Source organism: Ohtaekwangia koreensis, assembly GCF_900167975.1.
In the GTDB taxonomy this organism is placed as follows: domain Bacteria; phylum Bacteroidota; class Bacteroidia; order Cytophagales; family Cyclobacteriaceae; genus Ohtaekwangia; species Ohtaekwangia koreensis.
In genome coordinates this window covers 2,833,948-2,854,421 of sequence record NZ_FUZU01000001.1, presented here as the reverse complement: position 1 = coordinate 2,854,421, position 20,474 = coordinate 2,833,948, and the positions used below count along the sequence as shown (strand labels likewise).

Below are 20,474 nucleotides of genomic sequence, written 5' to 3'. Positions count from 1 at the left end.
ATTCCTAGAATTTAACATTCAAATTAAAGCTGTAGTTACGGGTAGTAGGCAGCGAAGTCTGTTCGTAGCCCACGCGGTTATCCCCTGATGAAGCAAACGCTTCCGGGTCCAGGTCTGCCAGATCCTTATACAGGACAGCCACATTTCGACAGGAAGCCGATAAGGTTAAGCCTTTGATAAAGTTTATCCGGCTGCCAATCACCGAGGTGAGATCGTAGCTCAGGGTGATGTTTCGCAGCTTGATGAAATCCGACTTGTAGATAAATGGATCTGCGATCTGCTGGTTTCGATAACCGGTGTAAAAGTCTTGCGGATTGACAACGGATGTATTCTTTTCTCCATTGGCATATACTGCATCGAACACCACCCCGGTTTCACCCTCACGCCTGCCGACCAGCGAAGCTTTTGTATGCCCCTGACGCAGTCCATTCAAAGCTGTTGACGACAATATTTTGCCTCCCGCCTTGAAATCCAGGTGCACGAGTAAACTCAGGTTTTTATAGGAGAAGGTATTGGTCCATCCTCCTGTCCATTTGGGAAGGGCACTTCCGAAGTTTACATTCTGGGCGCTTCCGATGAGTGTACCGTTGTCGTTGACTACGATCTGGCCTTGGTCATTCCGCAGGTAGGTCTTTGCCGAGAGTTGGTTGAGTGGCAGGCCTACTTCGTATACCAGTGATCCGATGATTTCATTCCCGCTGAAAGAGGTAACGGTGAAGCGGTTTACTCCCGGGGCCAGCGCAAGAACCTCGGTCGTATTCAAAGCGGTATTAAAGGACGTGGTCCATTTCAGACTATTCGTTTGTACGGGCACCACTTCCAGCAGGAACTCCATGCCTCGGTTCTGCAGTGATCCTATATTTTGTTTTGTATCCAGATATCCCGAAGCATTTGAAATCTGGATGTTTAAGATCTGATCCGTGGTGATTTTTTCATAGGCTGCTATATCCAGCTTTACTTTACTGTCAAGCAGGCGCAGCTCCAGACCGATTTCTTTTTCGGTTACTGTGAAGGGCGTCAGTGAAAGGTTGGGAGAAGTTGTAGAAGGAATGGTGCCCAACGTCTGGCCATTAAACTGGTTTTGAACCAGGCCATACAGCAAGGTACCCTCGAAGGGCGACACGCCGTTAGAGCTTCCTACGCGTGCCCAGGAGCCTCGCAGCTTACCATAGGAAAGCCACTGCATATCCGGCATGACTTCCGAGAAGATGAAGCTTCCGGAGACAGAGGGATAAAACTCGCTGTTGTTTTCTGGATTGAGTACGGAAAACCAATCCTGCCGGCCCGTCAGGTTCAAATACAGTAAGCCCTTGTATCCGAATTCCAATAATCCATAAAGTGAATTAACCTGGTCGCGTGAAATGCTATAGTCTGTAAGCCTGCTGTCATCGACGTTGGTTTTAATCACGCCATTGGCAAATGAATATATATCTCTGACCGTGAATTCCCGTACGCTCAGATTCGAAGTTCTGCTGTGGCGCTTGAATGTGTTTCCTCCCACACTTGCGTCCACGGAGAAGTTTCCGAATTCCTTGTTGGCGCCCACCAGGAAGTCGGCATTGATCTGCGTTCCCTTGGTGTCGTTGGCGTCATAAGTACCATTGTAGGCAGTACCTGCGCTGTTATAGGGCGTTGAAGTTCCCATGCCGGTAGGCGTGTTAAATTCGGTCAGGGCCACACCATAATCGTAATTGTATCTTCCCTGTACATACAACCAGTCTGTGAATTTGTACCGCAAGGTAGCCGTACCCAGGAACCGGTCTTTTTCATTATCGTAGAACTGCCTGCCCATGGTAAAGTATGGATTGATCAGCGTGGTCTGAAAACCAGAGGTAGGTGTCTCGGTTCCATTGGCGGCAACAGCACTTTCCTCGAAAGCCGACAGCGGGATTGATGTGGACATGCGGTAGAGGAAGTTCGCTGCCCCGGGTCCCTGCACGCCGACCTGCGGTGGATTCTTGTTGACCTCGTGCGCGAAATTGATGTTCACCGATAGGGAGAGCTTCTGGGTAATATCCTGGTGAAGACCCAGGTTGGCGATATCTTTGGTATAGGTATTATCAGGGGTAATTCCTTTTGCGTCGGTCTTTGAATACGATGCCCTGAAGTTGCCCGTGCTGCCGCCTCCCGACAGGGCAATGGTATTTGCAAATGTGGTGGCATCGCGATAGAATTCTTTTATCCGGTTGGGATTAGCCGAGTACGGCCGCATTTTGCCATCGAAATTGATCGTTGGTACTCCGTCCAGGGGAGCGCCCCATCCCAGCATACCCGTTGAGATTGCATTACCCTGTGTGGTAGGTTTGTTCCCTACTTGTCCCTGTCCGAATTCTTGCTGGAAATCTGTGAAGTCCATTACGGTGCCCACCGTGAAATTCGAGTTGAGCTCCACGCCAATTCCCTGGCTGCGCTGACCTGATTTGGTGGTGATAATCACCGCGCCATTGGCAGCCCGGGATCCATACAAAGCCGCTGCCGTTGCCCCCTTGAGTACGGTCATGCTTTCAATGTCATCGGGGTTTACAACCTGCAGGTTATCGCCGCGATCCCGTGAGTCATTACCATTAGCGCCTTGCGGATTCTGGTCCATGGGAAGACCGTTGATGACAATGAGCGGTGAATTGTTGGCTCCTGCAAAACCGGATTGCCCACGCAGTCGGATTTTCGTGCTGGCTCCTGCTCCTGCCGATGGCGGAGAGATGTCCAGTCCGGCTACTTTGCCTTCCAGCGACTCCCCCAGATTCACGGTCCTGTTTTGGCGTAATGCATCGAGTTGCACCGTTTCGGCTGCATACCCCAACTTTTTAGATTCCTTTTTGATCCCCAGCGCCGTTACCACAACCTCTGCCAGGGAGGCTACATCCGGGGCAAGTTTCACGTCGATTGATGTTCTCCCATCGATGGGTATTTCCTGGCTAACGTACCCTACAAAAGAGAAGACTAATGTTGTTGAGCCCGCAGGGATATCCAGAGAGTAGGCGCCTTCTGAATTGGTCACCGTGCCGACACTGGTGCCTTTGACTACTACGTTTACACCGGGAAAGGTAGCTCCTCCCTCATCGGTAATCGTCCCTCGTACAGTTTGCTGCTGCATCCGCAGAGGCTTGACTAAGGTCGCACGTGCGCCTCGCCCTGAGGCTAACGTGTGGGGGCCCACTAGTAAAAGTGCACCCATCAAAACTAGAAAGTAGTTTTTTCGCATGGTTACTGGGTTAGAGAAATTTGAAGTGTTTGTTCGACAATTATTCTAAAGCGAAGGTATCGTCACTTCGAGTGTTAAAACTTCCAATAACACACACCGGCGAATATTACACACGTTTGCGGTTCCGTTACAGCGCACTATCATCGCATAGGGGTGCCTGAGCCTGACTTCTGAAAATTGAAGAAGCCCGGGGTGCTTGTAGAAATGTAAAAAGAGCTAACGGAAGGCTGCCTATTTGAAAAAGGGATACCCTTCCGTAGCGTGTTTTTTCATACCCTCTTCGTTGATGTCTACACCAATGCCTGGTTTTTCGGAAAGCGTGATGAAACCATTTTCTACCATTGGCCCGTCAAACTTGACAATGTCTTTAAACATCGGATCGGTGTGAAAATACATTTGCCACTCCAGGATCATAAAATTCGGTACTGAAGCGCACACATGGCACGATGCCATGGCCCCCAGGTACGATGCCACCATGTGCGGGGCGAGGGGAACGTAATGGAGACTAGCCAGGTTGGCAATCCGTTGGCCTTCTCCCAAACCGCCGACTTTCTGAAGGTCGGGCATAATGATATCGACTGCGCCTATTTCAAGCAGTCGTCTAAAGCCATACGCCAGAAAGAGGTTTTCTCCTGCACAAATGGGGGTTGTCGTGGAGTCTGCTATAATCTTATAGGCCTCCGGGTTTTCCGCTGGGATGGGTTCCTCCAGCCACATGAGGTTAAGCGGCTCCAGGCGCCTGGCTATTTGCTGAGCGGTAACACTATCATACCGGCCGTGCATATCACAGCATATGTCGATGTCGGGACCAACGGCCTGACGCGCCGCCGTGACCTGGTCGACCATTCGTTTGAGTTCTCCGGGACTTGCCGTCCAGTTATAAGGGTCATATTTCCGGGGGTCGTTACGCTGGTCCAGATCGAATTTAATAGCCGTGAATCCCATGTTCTTTGCTTCCGTGGCTGCCTTGGCAAAGTCGTCTGCCGTAGGAAGGTTCTGCTGATATAATGCCGTATCACAATACACGCGTATCTTGTCGCGAAACTTGCCGCCAAGCAGTTGATATACGGGCACCCCAAGCGCCTTTCCCATGATGTCCCAGAGGGCCGTTTCGATGGCCGATAACACGGCTATAAACATCCCCGACTGGGCACCCTCGAAAATTCCGGACTTGCGCAGCTCATCAAAAAGCCGGTGTACATTTAAAGGATTCTTTCCCTTTAGTCTGCGCTCGAGCATCTTTACAAAGTGGTAGGTGCCAGCAACGGCGTCCACACCTTCACCACATCCATATATTCCCTGGTTGGTTTGTATCCTTACAAACAAGCCATGACCAAAACGTATAAACGCACACTGGACCTCTGTAATTTTTAAATCCGACGGCCGTGAATACATCGGCTCCCGCTCTGCGGCTTGCACCAGTCCGCTGCCAAACAGGGTACTTGCCGGGGAGAGCACTGCGCCTGCGGTAATTGCTTTTTTGAAAAAGGCGCGTCTTGATTTGATACTTGACATGTTATTGCTTTTCAGTTTTTTGAGGAAGTAATTCGATTTTGGAGGTTTACCAGGTGCGCTGCTTGAGCAGCTCTTGTATCTGTTCTTTGGGGACGGGCAACTTATCGATGTTGCTGGTAAGCCATTGCGAGAAGTCTTTTTCGATTTCATCCGACCAGCGGGAGTCGATCTGCCCCGGGGTATACTTCTGTTCCCGCAGCCGCTGGTGACCGAACATATCGCGAAGGCGGACTACCTCGGAAGTCTTCACTACTTTTTCAGCCAGGTGTGCCGGGATAAAAATCACCCCGCCATCTCTGCCCAGGACTACGTCTCCAGGCATCACCGTTGCCTTTCCTATCCGCGTGGGCGTGTTGATGCCGGTGAGCGTTGTATTCAACTGCCCGGCCGGATCGTTCAAATGGTGAGACGGATGATAGGACCGAAAAAAAGAGGTAAAAGACCCGATTTCTTTTAGCCCATTGATGTCACGGACTGCGCCGTTATAAACAATACCGTTGCCCGTTTTTGCAAAGATGGAGTTGCCTAAATTGTCCCCAATGGTGGGCCCGTCTTCATGGGCTCCAAATTGATCCACCACATAGACGTCACGCTTGACGAGCATATCTATGGGCCAGGAATTTTGTGATTTGATTCGCTTATCCTGAGTATGTCCCCGCTGATCAATGACCCTATGAATATCCGGGCGTCCGGGCATAAATGTGGCGGTTACAGCGCGGCCTACCAGCACACTGTCGGGATTAATCATCGACCAACCATCGTCATACTGATGCTTGTAATTTTCATTGCGTAGCACGGCCCACGCCTCTTCCAGGGTCACCATCTTCATCCGATTCAGAATAGCATCGGAAACCTTCGGTCGCCCGTCGGCATATCGTTCTCCTTTCCATTCCGGGGTAAGGAATATCAGCTCTTCCTTCGAGATCTGCTGGCTGTATACAGCCACTGCGGAAGCCAGAAAAAAGCCGAGAAGCAACAGTTTGAGTTTCACCATGGGCGTAAGTATTTAGATTTTGGCTGGTTGGTTTTGACCTTCTGGTGTCTGGTCCATGGGTTGACAGCCATCCGCTACGGGATGGGCACGCCACCACAATGCCAGTGAGGAGCCTGTGATATTCATGACGGGGGCAAAAATTGCCGGAGCCAGTCCAACCGTTGACAGTTTTCCCATGGCCAGGGCAAGGCTTGAACCCAGGCCTGCATTCTGGAGGCCGACTTCAATGGCAATCGTGCGGCAATCTCTCTCGGGCATGCGCAGCATGCGGGCCGCCCAATAGCCCAGGAAATAGCCCGTCAGGTTATGAAGCAGCATAGCCAGTACCAGGAAGCCGCCTACCACCAGCAAAGCATCCCGTCCGGCCGCTGTTATCACCACGATGATCAATCCGATGCCTGCCATCGACACGGCCGGCATAATGTTATCCAGCGCTTTAAAGCGGCCGTGCAAAAAACAGTTGAACAGTAGTCCGCCGCTCACCGGTATGATGACGATCTTGGTTATATCCCAAACCATATCCCAAAAGTCTACCTGCACATATTGACCGGCCAGAAGCTGCATAAAAAGCGGGGTGACAAAGGGTGCAATGAAGGTGGATATGGCCGTGAGGGTAACGGATAAGGCGAGGTTGGCACGGGCCAGGTAGGTCATGACATTTGAAGCAAGGCCATTGGGACAGCTGCCTATAAGAATAATTCCTGCAGACACTTCATCGGGGAAACGAAACAGGTAGGTGATGCCCAAGGCAACCAGGGGCATAATCAGGTAGTGACACATTACTCCTGCAATAACGCCCTTGGGCATTTTAATCACCCCTACAAAATCGCTTATGCTCAGTCCGGTGCCCATGCCGAACATGATTATCTGCATGAGGGGTACAATCAGTTTTGACAGCTTGAAGCCACCCGGAGAGACAAAGAACTGCGGGTAGTACATCGAAAGGCTAACGGCTGCAAAAATCATGACGGTAAACGAGTAGCCCTTCAGCAGTTCATGCTGGCGAATAGCCCAGGCTATCAAAAGGAAAAAGCTCATCAGAAGCAGGCCTGCCTGTTGGTGGGCATCGATCCAGGTCAATACCATGAAAACGCCCAAGGTAATTCCGGCCAGGACTAAAGCAAGTTTTGATAATTTACCACCCGACATCTTTGCTTGTAAAAATTAGTAGGTCCTACAGTATCAAAGTTTCAGATCCTACTTCATCTTGCGTGACCGCTAGAAGCAGGTAACTATGGCCATGAGCAAAAGAAAATTACAAGCGCTGCAACGTTCGTGATGCTTTCAGGCATGTGATAAAGGTTTACAAGGCAGGCTAAAAAAACTTCCAATAATCCCCAGCGAAAGATTTTACACATCCATGTCAATTGAAAAAGACACCTCTTGCTCTCTGCTGCTTTACACTATAATTTCGCGCGAATCATTTCGCACTTTATAGATGTATATAAATTTGCCTTCTGGAAATTTATATATCGACTGGAGAGGGTTGTACTCATGTATACGCTCTGGCCAGCAACGTAAAAAAAACGTTGTTGAAAAATCACATAGTGTCAAACCTCTACAGGAAGCACTTCTGTATCTTTCATACCCTTTTGTGATACGATCTATAACCCACCACTCGCAGTTTCTTGTGTTTATTTACAACGCCTCATTATACCGGCAGACTAAAAACTATGAGCAGACTAAAAACAGAATACCTGATCAATTCTATGACCTCCTGTCCTGTTGCTACTTCAAAGTATAGCACTTGCTATAGCCACAACACGGTGTTGAAGGGTGCCGTGTTTATTATTTTTTCAATACTTATTTGGGCAGAAGCAAATTCTCAGACCGTATTCACCCCACCTGTAAAAGGCTTTGACTCCCTGCGGGCTGCTATACCCCATGGGAGGATTGATACCCTATATTATCAATCCAAAACGGTAGGTGTTACCCGCCGGGCGCTTGTATATACTCCTCCTGGATTTTTGCTTAATAAAAAATATCCTGTCCTATATCTTTTGCATGGCCTTGCCGGTAGCGATATAGAGTGGTCGTGCAATGCTCCGCCACAAATTATCCTCGATAACCTCTATGCTGAAAAGAAGCTGCAGCCTATGATCGTTGTCATGCCCAATGGTCGTGCTATGAAAAACGACAGACCTATAGGGGACTTCTTTGACAGCGCTAAGGTGAAGGCTTTTGCCACTTTCGAACGTGACCTGCTCGATGATCTCATCCCGCAGGTAGAAAAAAGTTACCCGGTATATAAAGACCGCCGCTTCAGGGCAATTGCCGGGCTGTCCATGGGAGGAGGACAGGCATTGAATTTCGGGTTGGGCAATCCCGGTACATTCGCTTATGTTGGCGGGTTTGCCCCGGCACCCAATACACGAGTACCGGAAGTGTTAGTGCCGGATCTTCATAAAATAAGGAACATGAAATTGATATGGATATCGTGTGGTGTTGATGACTATCTGCTATGGGTCAGTCAACGAACGCATGATTTTCTAAAGGCCAAGAACGTCCCTCATATATTTTATACCGAGCCTGGTGCACATGAATTTAATGTATGGAGAAATGATCTGTATGTTTTCTCCCAACTGTTATTCAGATGAGCTTGCGATCGAGCCTGTGATCATTTAAAGTATACTTTCATGTCTTGTGTGATAACCATTTGTTCTTAAGCCCAGCGATAAGCTGCTTAGTCCTGCCGGACATGCTTTTTGTAAAATATCTGATTTTGGATTTATATCTTTATTCAGGCAATGTTCCATTCGCTTGACTTTTCTTACAATCCAGCCAATGTATAGCGCGTTGGTATATATAAACATGACTGACACATTTAAGCACAAACTATCAGAGCCATGAAAATAGTAATCAGACTTATTTTCGTTTCACTCCTTTGGACAAGTTGCCATACAGGAACCGATAAAATTGATTTTGGTTCCAATAACGGAAGCGTAATAAACATTAACGGCAAAGACATTTATTATGAGGAATATGGACAGGGAACTCCGCTCCTGTTGCTTTCGGGCGGTGGGATTAATAGAAGTATACGAGACTTTAGCAAATGTATACCCGACCTTTCAAAACACTATCGGGTTATCACACCGGATACGCCTGGCCAAGGCAGGTCTGAACAGACCGACAGTTTAAGCTATGATTTACTAACGGATTTTATCTCGCAGCTCATGGACTCACTACAGATTGATAGCGCCTATGTCATGGGATGGAGTGATGGTGCCATTGTTAGTCTTCTCCTGGCTGAAAGACGGCCTGACAAGATTAAAAAGGTAATTGCCGTGGGTGCCAACAACGGCATAAGAGGATTTGCCATGCCGGAAGGATTTCCGATTGATTCGGTTAAACCTCCCACATTGGAATACTGGGCTTCGATCAATGCGAAAGACATTGCATGGTATAATACATTGACCCCAAAAAAGGATTGGAAAATATTGGTGGACAACATGAACCGGGTGGTATATGCGAAAGAGTATTTCCCGCCTAGCACCTATGAGCGTATAAACATTCCGGTTATGATTGTTCTTGGTGACCGGGATATGATTTCAATCGAGCATGGACAGGAAATGCACAGGCTAATAAAGAATAGTCAATATTGTGTTTTGCCCAATACCACACATGAGGTATTTGCCGAAAGACCTGATCTTATTAACAAGATTGCATTTGATTTTCTTAGATAAGTTTTAGAAACCAGTAAAACTAAGGCGGCAAAAAATGGAATATACTCCATTCATAGTCAAAGTTTTTACTGGGCATTTTGTCGATCATAAGCGAAAGAAATTTGAGGGAACGGAAATAGATTTTAGCAAAAGCACTCGGTTTCATTCATTCAACGGCATGCGACTACCAATTTGTTTTGACTATAGCGCATGTTTACACGCGAATAGTCGTCACGTATACGACAGGAATTCTGAACAGTCTCTGGCAAGTATATGAGTCCGGTTCTTTCTGCCGAAGGACTGAATATTAACTGGATTAATTTATCACACCACAATCAAGGACATTTACTGTCGAATGGGTCCCAGGTCTGCCGTTATCGCTATATCCCTCGAATACAACGATTCGGGTATACGCGCGGTGTACTTCGAGCAGTTCGAAGCGTTCAGGCTCATCCTGCACGATACCTCGAAGAAGAATGGCACTGGCAACCAAATGTAACGTAAACGGGAAAGTGATCAGCCCATATCCATACAGAACTCCGTAATGTTTCCGTCTTCAACAAAGATCAGTGGCCCCGACCTCATCTCCTTCTTTAAACCCGCATGATCACGCTCGACAGCTTCTGGGAAATGTGAAGTATACTTTTCAGATGTTGAGGTAGCAAGACTTTTATCTTCCCATACGTTAAAACATATACCATAGACCACATACCCGATTTATTAGGTAAATATATACCGACAGATGTATACCTGTCAGGATATACTTGTATGATGTGTTTAAACCTTCACATATTTCACACTTCACATGACAGCGATTTCTGAACCCTTTATCACTCGGATTTTGTCGCTTGAAGAAAAATCTATCGATCATCCGATCAACCTTGCGCGGTGCTTCAAAAAAAATAGTAACTATGCCGACCCAATATCCGGGACAATTTAGCTGAACGATTTCGCTGTCCAACGGAAAGACTACCCGCAGACCAACACACACATTTCATCTCTGTCCTCTCCTACCGTTAGCAATAGTATATTTTAAAATGTTAAATGTAATTTAAGTTATCCACCATGCGTTACACCGTACAAAACATGATGATCGATGGCAGGCGTTACCTCGTTCTTTCCATTGAAATCCAGACCAGCACTTCCATTGAACAATTCTTGGGTACTCCGCTTCGATATGAAGATTACAATTTCGTTTTATTAACGTTCAACTGTCATGCAAGACCATTTCTTGAACTATTATATTTCGTTATTTTTCTCTCCAGGAAAACAAGTGTGTTGATTTCATCTGATCATTGGTTTAAACCCTTTGCATCTTTCCTTAAAAGAATAGGACTATCAGGAATATTGTGCTATCAACCTGCGGCTAATAGTTTCTCTATATACCACTATCCATCCATAGGTGTCAAGGATGGTCGCTTTCCTGAAATCCTCGATAGTCTCCAGGAACTCAGCATTGCCGAAATTGAAATATTGTTCTTCCTGTCCATCGGGTACTCGAACACAAAAATATCTGGTATACTTTGCAGAAGTTACCACACCGTTAAAAATCACAAAGTAAATATTGCAAGAAAAGCAGGTCTCGATGGATGCGGCCAGCTTCCCTACTTCGCCAGTCAATTGCGGGATGCGGCTACCTGTATTGCCGTGAGTTAATTGCCATCAAAACTTCCATTCAGAGATGCAAAAGCATTATATACCTGTACACCTCGACCTTCCCGGCGAGAAGGTAAAGTGGCTGAACATTAAGCGTTTTACAGAACTTCCGGTGATGAATTCGGCGGCGATCGCTGCGTTGGAAGAATATACCCTGGAAACAAGACTGGACGTATTGACTGCACGGGACAAGCTCCCCGGAAAACCATCCGGATTTATATTCCATACCTCACGCTGTGGCTCCACGCTCCTTACCCGAATAATTCAAAAAGCAGCCGATGTGCTGGCCTTCAATGAACCACAACCTATAAACAGCCTGCTGGTAAATTATACTAAGACTGGTAATACGGTAACCGATCTGGCATGGGAACAACGCGGGAACAAATTGCTGAACAGCTTACTGAGCACTTATTTATATACTCAGAAGAAAGTATTCATCAAGTTCTCCAGCTTCAATCTCCTGGTATTGGACCGGATCACAAAATTATGGCCAGATGTTCCCATTGTATTCCTGTATAGAAATCCCATTGAAGTAGTTGTCTCAAACCTCGAAAAGCAGGGCGGGTTCCTGTCCCAACGAAACAACCCGATGCTGAAGTATATATTGAACCAATGTAACCTTGATTTACCTGCTCATCTTACAAATGAGGAGTACTGTGTAAAAATGATTAACAGCTTCTTCAGCATTATACTTCACCATGTTAAAAATATAGACCGATCAGATATTATCGCCATTAACTACGAGACCATTTCTCCTGACACAATACCGGATATACTTCGCTTTTTTAAACTGGACGTAACGAAAACTACACACACAGCTATAGCAGCATGTATGAGTAACAATGCTAAAAACGGCACACCGTTCAGCAAAGATATAGCGTCTAAACATGCGAAGGCCGGCCATATAATACGTCAGCTTTGTGAACAATATGCATTTGAAAACTACCATGCGTTGAAACAATGCTTCACCCGATAGTATATATACTATCAGGCCTGATTCCATTTTAGTAATTTTTTACTAGTTGCTCCTGCGGGTTGCTGTTAATATTTGCAGTACAGAATTCTGTGTAACATTTTTTCAAACAAAACCTTAAAATTATGGAAAAGGAAAAATTGATGAAAGTTGTGCGCGATCCAAAAGCACAAGTAGGATTAAGCCTGGCAGTTGCATCGTTGTCAATGGCGATCCCTCAGATCTCCAGCAGTGCTTGTCCGGAAGGAGATCAGAACGACTGCGACAGAATAAGCGGATCAAATGAAGCTTACTGCGTAGTGGCTATCGATTTCTGGGATGATTGCGTCTGACATCCCAGCATTGTAAAGAATCATTTGAACATGTTTAACTAATTCCAACGGCCCGATGAAAAGAGGACGAAGAAGAACAATTATGAAGAAGCTGATCCCTATACTTATAGTTATATTTTTCGTTCTCTTGATCGGCCGTGTATACCGTACGCTATATTATTTTTCAACCACCAGTATTGCGAAAACTTCTATCGAAAAAAAGGATTCGCTTGTTCTTGCTGTTACCGATTCCCTCGCACTTCCGCTAGATAGTACAACAAGCCCGGGAGTAGCTACCCATGAGCAATATATAGCGCTCGAGGGCAAGTCATACCTGGCGTTTCTAAATTTTGTTTCACGGAATCTATACTTCTATGATTTGGGGCACAACGCCATCGCGCGGGTAATTCACCTTGACTCCCTCGGATTCTCCGCCGAAGATGGCGTACAGGGATTTTGCATGCTCGCAGCTGACTCCATGTTGATCTATAGTTACAAGAAATCACGCTGGACGCTGGTACATCAGCAAAAAGGGAAACTTGCGCAAGGTGATATCGGTATGGACAAACATTCCTTTCTTACAGTTTATCCGTTTGTAACTACGTATGCCCCGATGCAATATGATCGCACCAACAACCGGGTATATTTTACGGGCCCCTCTACTGCCCTGGGAGATTATACCCGTGACAAGCAACGAAACGTGCTGATAAGCCTGAACTTGCAAACCGGAGAAATCGCCAACCAGGTGAACTACCCGGAAATATATTGGCATGCCAACTGGGGCGGTCTGACCGGTTTCGAGCGGTTGTCTTATTGCTTTAATCCAACGGATGGGCTATTGGTCTTCAGTTTTATGGCCGATCATGCGCTCACGATCTATAACACGCGTACGAAGAAGATACACCTGACGGTTGCTCCCAGCACCTTCTTTTCACCACTTGAATCATTCGATTTTCACCCGATGCTGGTAGACTTTCACAAGGGTGAAATAGAGCAGCGCTATGCACAGAGCTTTGCATACCTGAATATAGTATATGATCCTTTTCGAAAGATGTATTACCGCTTTACGGACTTCCCTGCTGCCTCCGGACAAAAGCAGAATTCTGTTATACTTTTAACAGACCGCTTTAAAAGAGTCGGAGAAATTGTTCTTCCTGTGGATCGATATAGTATCAATAATTTCTTCGTTTCAGAAGCCGGTTTTTTCATAAAGCGAAAAGACGCTCACAACGATGAATTCCTGGTATATGACTGTTTTCTACCTGAACACATAAACAACTATGAATAACTATATAGTCACCGTACGATATCCCGATAAATGCATACCGGCAATGTTGTTATGGATAATCATATTCTTTACGAGTTGCCAATCCGGATCTGGGCGATCGGGATACCAGCAGTTTACGAGCGAGATATCCCGGATCTCAAAAAAAGACTTAACTAGGTACAAAGCCATTTTTCTGATTCCGTTCTATGGATGTACGGGCTGTATATCTACCGCAGAAAACTACCTGATCGTGAACTATGATGAAGGCAGGAAGAAAAATATACTTTTCATTATTACCGGACACGACTCATTGAAGTCTGCGAAGCTTCGCCTCGGAGAAAAAGCTGCCTCGAATCCAGACGTTTATATAGACACTGACAAAGTAATTGACTGGAATTACCTGAAGCAATATCCCAAACTACTACTACTCCAAAACGGCCAGGTTATTTCTGAAAAGGAAGCCAGCGCTGATACTCCCGATATATATGAAGACTTAGACAAAATAGCCAACTTATGAAAACACTTGAATCCATTCTCAATCCAATTTCCGTGAACGAATTTCTCACGAATAACTGGTGCAAGGTTCCGTTGTTCCTGTCCAAAAATGATACATATGTGAACAATCTGATCACCATGGACGAAATAGGTGATCTGCTTGATTCCGAAATTCTGATCTATCCGTTCCTGCGTATGGTAGGTGGAGGTGCTGAACTAAATCGCGATTTATATACTGCCAGTTCCATATCGGTGATGCAAACACTCGATCGCGGAAAAATACTGGACCTGTTCAACAAGGGGAACACCATCGTTCTTCAATCTCCCAATCTATACTTTCCAAAGCTTGATAGACTTCTTGAAGATATCAGTCGCGAATTGGGTATGCGTGTACACACCAATATATACATAACGCCTGCTAACTCGAAAGGCTTTGATCCGCATGTAGATCCACACGAAGTTTTCGTACTGCAGGTATATGGCAGCAAGGTTTGGAACCTGTATGATATACCCTACGAGTCGCCTACCAAAAGCATAATGCTTACCAATGCTGACAAGGAAAGGTATAAATCCGGACCTACCCATGCTATAAACCTGCAAGCGAATGATATTCTCTACGTGCCGTGCGGAGTAGTACACGATGCCTATACAACCGACTCTCCATCGATTCATATTACGCTCGGGCTACATCCGCTTCGAAAAATTGATATACTGGAGAAATTTGTAAAGGAGGCGGAACAACATCCATTCTTCAGAAAATCGTTTTTCCCGATACAGGATGAATTCAACTCAAATGAATCATTTAACGACCTGATACACGAGTCAACCAAACTGCTCGAAGATATAGTAGCCACTTGCAATAAAGAACGCAACCTAAACCTGGAGCAGGAACGGTTTAGCGGTGTATTCAGAAATACCCTGGCGATCGACAGTGTGAATACAGTGGATGACATCAATACATTTCTCCAAAATCACTCCAAAGACTCGCAATATCAACAGCAGGTAAACGATCTGATGCAGGCAATTGAAAGCGGTAAGCTATCCAATGCCAATGCCGCAACGATGGGTAAAATAAAATTTAAACTGAAAGACATGGTAAAGCAAGGCTCACTCCAGATGGAACACTAGGCAGGTATGAACTATTTCTACGAACTCGATCGTGACGTAAGTATAAAACGTATTGTTTCACATTCAGATGCCAAGGGGCAGATCAAACCGCTGATAGAAGACCCTTCACAGGTGTCGATACTGGAATGGGAAATCATTACAGGTCTGATTAGACTGATTACCGATGTATTACACCACTCGCAATGGAGCTTATACTTCAAGCATCCTATGTCGCTAAAAAACGGAAAGTATATATTTCCATTGCTATTGGTGTCTCATTCGGTAGCCGAAGATACGCAAACAATACACACTTCTCTGCTGCGACATACCACCGCATGGTTGCACGGGAGGTACATGTTTATTGAACGTATCCAGGTAAAAGTAGTAACGTACACCGAACTGGAAGTCAACCGGAGCCTTCAGTTCCTGGTAAAGATTATTTACTACCGGGTTGCCGGTATAGCTATTGAATCCTCGTTCAGAAACTTCAGGATCGGTAGAGACTCGATTCACCTGTTGCCACAAGTTCATCAGCGTGCAGAAGCATTGCGCCAAGCAGTACGTACAGCAGCACCCGAAACACTCAGTGCACATATACACTTTGTAATTCGCCTGTTGCTTCGTGCAGCCTTTGAACTGGTAAGTGAAAAGGAACGCATTTTTACGAGGGACGTGACTATATGCACACAATCGTTTTGTAAGCACTATCCGGAATATGCAACCTTGCCGAACATGCTTTTATCGTATCTCACAACGCCTGGCTATACGCTGAACGGTCTTTTACAATCGGTTACCGAGTTTGAAAACCTGCTTCTAACAGAATACAGTAAGATTATTAACGATGAGAACCATGCTACTGGAAAAAGTTGAAGATATAGCAGCCCCAAAAGAAACATTACGTACACTGCTCTGGCGATCCGTCCGGACCATTCTTTATACAGCACTTGCTATATATATAGTTAGTATATTTCTGATCGGGAATTTCAAAGTTACCGGTCCGTCTATGGAAGGAACGCTGCTGGAGGGCGATCGTGTACTGGTTTCCAAACTTCATTACGGAGCACGTATACCCAGGATACTGCAACTCCCCTGGATCGATCATCGCAACCCATTGCTGGAGTATCTTAACCTGCGTCTATATTCAAATCCTATAATACCATATCTCCGAACCGGAGCACTATCGTCTTTAACACGTGGCGATATCGTGGTGTTTAACCTCCCGATGCAGGAAGACACGTACGAAATAAATGAAGTCATCAATAAGCGTATTGTTGCACTTCCCGGCGACATCATCTCGCTGGAAGATGGTATATTATATTGCAACGATCAACGTGAAGTAACGGATGCCGTTAGTTTTCGGCATGATCTTCGCACCCGTAAAAAGCTGGATGCAGCCGGGGCGAAACAATGGGATATATTTGACTATAGGAACCAGGTCAGATTAATTGAGAACCCGTTTACAAAAGAATACTTTCAGTACGATATATACACTACGGGACTGGGTGCACAAAAGATTGAAAAGGACACGAACGTACTGAAAATTACCAGAAGGGAATCAGACAATTTTTCGGATTTCAATGCTTACCCGCATTGGCTGCCTTTACATTGGAACAAAGATCATTTTGGAAAGATTATGATTCCCCGAAAAGGCCTGAAGCTGAAAATGGATGCAGATAATATAGCACGCTATTTTCCTCTGATCAAAAACCTGGAAGACAACGACCGTGCAGAGATTCGCCAAGGGAGTCTATACATTGACGATAAGCCAATAGCCGAGTATCAATTCAGAAAAGATTACTACTTCGCGCTAGGCGACAACCGGGATAAATCAATGGACTCCCGCCACTGGGGATTTATTCCGGAAGATCACATCATCGGGAAAGTTGTACTTATATATTTCTCCAAAGATATATACCGGAACGAAATCCGCTGGAAGAGGATCTTTCAGTCTCCACAGTAAAATCGAACCATAATCAGATCGCCACATGGAAATGTTAAAGAACTATATATTTATAGCAGCGCGAAACCTACTGAAACACAAATTCATTTCTATAGTTAACATCATTGGTCTTGCTACCAGCATGTCAGTCGGGCTATTCGTGCTGAGTATGGCAAAAAATGCTTTTGATGTTGACAGCTTCCATCCGCTCCCCGACCGCACCTATCGAATCACGACCCGGCAATTTACCAAATCAGGTGACGCTGATTATTTTGCAACATCGCCTTACCTGCTGGCCAGCCACTTGAAAGACCAATACTCCGTTATCGAGCGGGTAACACGCATTGTAACAGATGTAAATGAATCGGTAAAGATTCAAGTGAACAACGAAGAATTTGAGACCGAGAATGTGTTTGCCGATCCTGATTTCTTCCATGTATTCGGATTCAAACTTGCGACAGGCGATCCACTTCACGCTTTAAGTAAAGCCTATACCGCTGTACTCAGCAAAGATGCTGCACATCGGCTTTTCGGCAATCAAAATCCCGTAGGAAAACCGTTGTCAATGGGTAAATATGGTGAGTTTACCGTAACGGGTGTAATGCAAAAGCCTCCGTTCTCTTCGAGGATGGAGTACGATGTGTATTTGTCTATGGCAACACTACCTTCACTCACGCAGTCTGACCGTATCAATATTCCGATCGGCTGGGGCGATATCTACAACACGCAAACCTATATCATTACCAACGAGGACATCACACCGAATGAAGTTAATCGTATACTCATCGAGACCGATACCTATGCCATGAAGCATGCTGTGATGCATGAAACCGTAGACCACCGGGAATTTATAGCGCAATCTCTTAACGACCTTGTATACTCTCCTACCCTGTATTTCGAATCGCGTAATGCGCGAACGGTTCCGTATATACCGCTGATTATATCCGTCCTCATGCTGTTGCTCGCGGCTTTCAATTATATGAACCTTACTATCGCGAAAATATTCAGTCGCGTAAAAGAGATTGGTATTCGGAAAATATCCGGAGCAACGAAAATCCACCTGATTCATCAATTCATCACAGAGGCGATGCTAATTGCCCTGATCTCATTCGGGCTGGCATTGTTCCTTACGGACTTTATACCACTTACAAGCAATCTTGCGCGGGAAGTCAATCAAGCTCCCGACTTCAAATTATATACCGTATTCTTTGTATTTGCAATACTCACGGGTTTTGTCTGCGGCATCTTTCCTTCCATCGCGTTATCAAAAGTAAAACTGACAACAGCATTAAAGAATAAAATTACATTGGGAGAAGCACGCACACCGGTATGGCAAAAAGCTTTAATAACCATTCAATTCTCGGTATCTCTACTATTCATCACAGTATCGCTGGTTATGATTGGACAAACCCGCTATATATCACGGGCAGACTATGGTGTGGATCGAAGTAATATACTAAACATTACCCTGCCACCGGTGGATATAGCATATTTCAAAAACGCATTGGAGCAGGAAACAACGATCGAGCAGATTTCAGCATCCTCCGGTCGTCCCGTATTTTCACAGCCCATGCATTGCCAGGTACACAACCAGCCTGATTCAATCGATGCTATATATTTCTCTGCGGATGAAAACTTTATCCCGGTGTATGGTCTCACCTTGCTGGCTGGCACCAACTTTTCCGATCGGATGCAAGGCAGCAATGAGACAACTGTTTTAATAAATGAAGAAGCGGCTTCGCGTCTCAAATACAAAACACCGCTTGAGGCTATCGGACAATCCATTACCATTGATTCCCTTTCCCTAAAAATTACTGGTGTCATTAAAAATTTTCATGTGCAGGGGCTTAAACAACCTATCAAACCGTTTCTGATCCGGTATATACCCGACAAGTTCTCGACACTTACCGTAAAGGCGAAATCCGGTGAGATGTATGGAACCTTGCGCAAGGTTCAACAACTATCGACCGCAGTCAAACGCGACTACCCGCTGGAGTATAGTATATTTGAAAATGATTTTCACAGCAATGATTTCATCAAGCTGGATGATTTCAAAATGATCAGTTCTCTCTCGTGCATCACTGTTTTAATCTCCTCACTCGGACTTATCGGTATTGTTATGTTTCACACAAAAGCCCGCGCCAGCGAAATCGGAATTCGGAAAGTCATGGGAGCCAACACTGGTCAGATTACTATACTCATTTCCAGGAAATTTATACTGCTTATTTTACTGGCATGTTGTCTCGCATTACCGGTTTGTTACATCACATGTGAGTCCATTCTTCAGGAATATACTTACCGGATTCAACCAGGCTTACTGCTGCACGCTGTCGGAGTGGTCATACTGTTGCTTATCGGTCTGACCGTTATCTGTTCACAAACTATATATGCAGCCCTGAGAAATCCCATCGAAGTGATACGATCTGAATAACTTTCCGTGTATCAAAAATATCTAGGAGAACAAGGAAGGTCAGTATCATTTTCCGTATAGTAAGCGCCCTGACCAAGGATCAACATATCGGAATTAACCTTAAAAGTCCTGAATCGGTTCTTAAGGTTGGGAGCCATTTCGCATAGACGCCATAAACAAACTAGCAAGCAGATATACGCGTACCCACATTTTGATTACTATCGTATCATTCCATGAACAAGTATATTTACCACATACTGTCGTTGTAGTCTGTACTATCACATATACCTATATGAAGAAAATATTGTTATCAATCACAGACCTTCAGGTGCATATAACGCGACCCTGTAGTTGCAGGCGACTTGTACTTGAATACTCTGGACATGGCTGACTTCATTATAACATACTTACCAGCTGATTCGCCAAGTATCGATAGCGATTTCTTCTACTTGCCCACTGTTGATATCAATCATTTCCAGGATTCCCAGCCAAACCCCTATCATCATCTCCTTGACATAGCCAGGGGAAGGAGCATACATCGTAACAGAACGCTCCGTTGTTTCCAGGATTTTGCGTTGTACCACATCCGGACTAAAGGCATTTTTGAATCCTTCGGCTTCAAAGACAATAAAGTCCAGGGGCGTTTTTAGGTGTGCAGGCAATGCGCCCGTCCATTTATTAGTCGGGTATATTCTTTTTCCAAGTTCAATCACCGCTTTGGTAGGGTCAGGGAACGAGTCGCAGTAAATCGCCATACAATCAACAAAAATCGATATATCATAGAACTCTTCCGGATCTAATTCGTGGTGAGTGAGCCCCAGGTGCTCTTCCAGATAAGCGTCTATGGTCTTTGCGATGTCGGGCGAAGACACTATTGCTAATGTCACTGTGAGGATTGTGTACTTTCCTTGCATTAATGGCATAATTGTATTTTTTATGATTG

General features: G+C 45.4%; 19 protein-coding genes. 12 read left to right on the top strand and 7 right to left on the bottom strand.

Annotated features, from left to right (window positions below):
- Positions 1-4: 4 nt before the first annotated feature.
- From B5Y40_RS11400 to B5Y40_RS11385, 4 genes are all read right to left on the bottom strand, one after another.
- Positions 5-3,202: a SusC/RagA family TonB-linked outer membrane protein gene (locus tag B5Y40_RS11400; protein ID WP_079686777.1), complete on the bottom strand. Its 3,198-nt coding sequence runs from the start codon at positions 3,200-3,202 to the stop codon at positions 5-7.
- Positions 3,203-3,433: 231 nt separating this feature from the next.
- Positions 3,434-4,717 (bottom strand): mandelate racemase/muconate lactonizing enzyme family protein, encoded by a 1,284-nt coding sequence (locus B5Y40_RS11395; RefSeq protein WP_079686776.1) that lies wholly within the window; start codon positions 4,715-4,717, stop codon positions 3,434-3,436.
- Between the two features lie 46 nt (positions 4,718-4,763).
- Positions 4,764-5,711, bottom strand: a complete 948-nt coding sequence (locus B5Y40_RS11390; RefSeq protein WP_079686775.1) for an RraA family protein — start codon at positions 5,709-5,711, stop codon at positions 4,764-4,766.
- 12 nt (positions 5,712-5,723) lie between these two features.
- Positions 5,724-6,860: a bile acid:sodium symporter family protein gene (locus tag B5Y40_RS11385; RefSeq protein WP_079686774.1), complete on the bottom strand. Its 1,137-nt coding sequence runs from the start codon at positions 6,858-6,860 to the stop codon at positions 5,724-5,726.
- A gap of 524 nt (positions 6,861-7,384) precedes the next feature.
- On the opposite strand from B5Y40_RS11385, the gene B5Y40_RS11380 reads away from it, so the two are divergent.
- Positions 7,385-8,308 carry an alpha/beta hydrolase gene (locus tag B5Y40_RS11380; protein WP_317043551.1) on the top strand — a complete coding sequence of 308 codons (924 nt, stop codon included), beginning with the start codon at positions 7,385-7,387 and terminating at the stop codon, positions 8,306-8,308.
- 24 nt (positions 8,309-8,332) lie between these two features.
- On the opposite strand, the gene B5Y40_RS29350 is transcribed toward B5Y40_RS11380, so the two are convergent.
- Positions 8,333-8,524 carry a hypothetical protein gene (locus B5Y40_RS29350; RefSeq protein WP_143785702.1) on the bottom strand — a complete coding sequence of 64 codons (192 nt, stop codon included), beginning with the start codon at positions 8,522-8,524 and terminating at the stop codon, positions 8,333-8,335.
- Between the two features lie 33 nt (positions 8,525-8,557).
- Between B5Y40_RS29350 and B5Y40_RS11375 the strand changes: the two genes are divergently transcribed.
- Positions 8,558-9,394 carry an alpha/beta fold hydrolase gene (locus tag B5Y40_RS11375; RefSeq protein ID WP_079686773.1) on the top strand — a complete coding sequence of 279 codons (837 nt, stop codon included), beginning with the start codon at positions 8,558-8,560 and terminating at the stop codon, positions 9,392-9,394.
- A gap of 334 nt (positions 9,395-9,728) precedes the next feature.
- Complete coding sequence (locus B5Y40_RS29615) at positions 9,729-9,872, top strand: hypothetical protein (protein ID WP_159453671.1); 144 nt, start codon at positions 9,729-9,731, stop codon at positions 9,870-9,872.
- Positions 9,873-9,889: 17 nt separating this feature from the next.
- Here B5Y40_RS29615 and B5Y40_RS11370 read toward each other — a convergent pair whose 3' ends face one another.
- Positions 9,890-10,081: a hypothetical protein gene (locus B5Y40_RS11370; RefSeq protein WP_079686772.1), complete on the bottom strand. Its 192-nt coding sequence runs from the start codon at positions 10,079-10,081 to the stop codon at positions 9,890-9,892.
- 357 nt (positions 10,082-10,438) lie between these two features.
- Between B5Y40_RS11370 and B5Y40_RS11365 the strand changes: the two genes are divergently transcribed.
- From B5Y40_RS11365 to B5Y40_RS11325, 9 genes are all read left to right on the top strand, one after another.
- On the top strand, positions 10,439-11,029 hold the full coding sequence (locus tag B5Y40_RS11365; RefSeq protein ID WP_079686771.1) for a response regulator transcription factor: 591 nt from the start codon (positions 10,439-10,441) through the stop codon (positions 11,027-11,029).
- A 25-nt stretch (positions 11,030-11,054) separates the two neighbouring features.
- The gene (locus tag B5Y40_RS11360) at positions 11,055-12,005 is read left to right on the top strand and encodes a sulfotransferase (protein WP_079686770.1); all 951 of its coding nucleotides are present in this window, start codon (positions 11,055-11,057) and stop codon (positions 12,003-12,005) included.
- 122 nt (positions 12,006-12,127) lie between these two features.
- A complete protein-coding gene (locus tag B5Y40_RS11355; RefSeq protein WP_079686769.1) occupies positions 12,128-12,334 on the top strand; it encodes a hypothetical protein in 207 nt (68 codons plus the stop codon).
- An 82-nt stretch (positions 12,335-12,416) separates the two neighbouring features.
- Complete coding sequence (locus tag B5Y40_RS11350; protein WP_159453670.1) at positions 12,417-13,601, top strand: DUF4221 family protein; 1,185 nt, start codon at positions 12,417-12,419, stop codon at positions 13,599-13,601.
- Positions 13,594-14,097: a hypothetical protein gene (locus tag B5Y40_RS11345; protein WP_079686767.1), complete on the top strand. Its 504-nt coding sequence runs from the start codon at positions 13,594-13,596 to the stop codon at positions 14,095-14,097. The genes B5Y40_RS11350 and B5Y40_RS11345 overlap by 8 nt, the downstream gene beginning before the upstream one ends.
- Positions 14,094-15,203 (top strand): cupin domain-containing protein, encoded by a 1,110-nt coding sequence (locus B5Y40_RS11340; protein WP_079686766.1) that lies wholly within the window; start codon positions 14,094-14,096, stop codon positions 15,201-15,203. Before B5Y40_RS11345 ends, B5Y40_RS11340 begins: the two co-directional genes overlap by 4 nt.
- A 6-nt stretch (positions 15,204-15,209) precedes the next feature.
- On the top strand, positions 15,210-16,052 hold the full coding sequence (locus B5Y40_RS11335) for a hypothetical protein (protein ID WP_079686765.1): 843 nt from the start codon (positions 15,210-15,212) through the stop codon (positions 16,050-16,052).
- A complete protein-coding gene (gene lepB / locus B5Y40_RS11330; protein WP_159453669.1) occupies positions 16,033-17,142 on the top strand; it encodes a signal peptidase I in 1,110 nt (369 codons plus the stop codon). Before B5Y40_RS11335 ends, lepB begins: the two co-directional genes overlap by 20 nt.
- A 25-nt stretch (positions 17,143-17,167) precedes the next feature.
- Entirely contained in the window at positions 17,168-19,552 is a 2,385-nt protein-coding gene (locus tag B5Y40_RS11325) for an ABC transporter permease (protein WP_079686763.1), read from the top strand.
- Between the two features lie 386 nt (positions 19,553-19,938).
- On the opposite strand, the gene B5Y40_RS11320 is transcribed toward B5Y40_RS11325, so the two are convergent.
- Positions 19,939-20,418 (bottom strand): hypothetical protein, encoded by a 480-nt coding sequence (locus B5Y40_RS11320; protein ID WP_143785701.1) that lies wholly within the window; start codon positions 20,416-20,418, stop codon positions 19,939-19,941.
- Between the last annotated feature and the right edge of the window lie 56 nt (positions 20,419-20,474).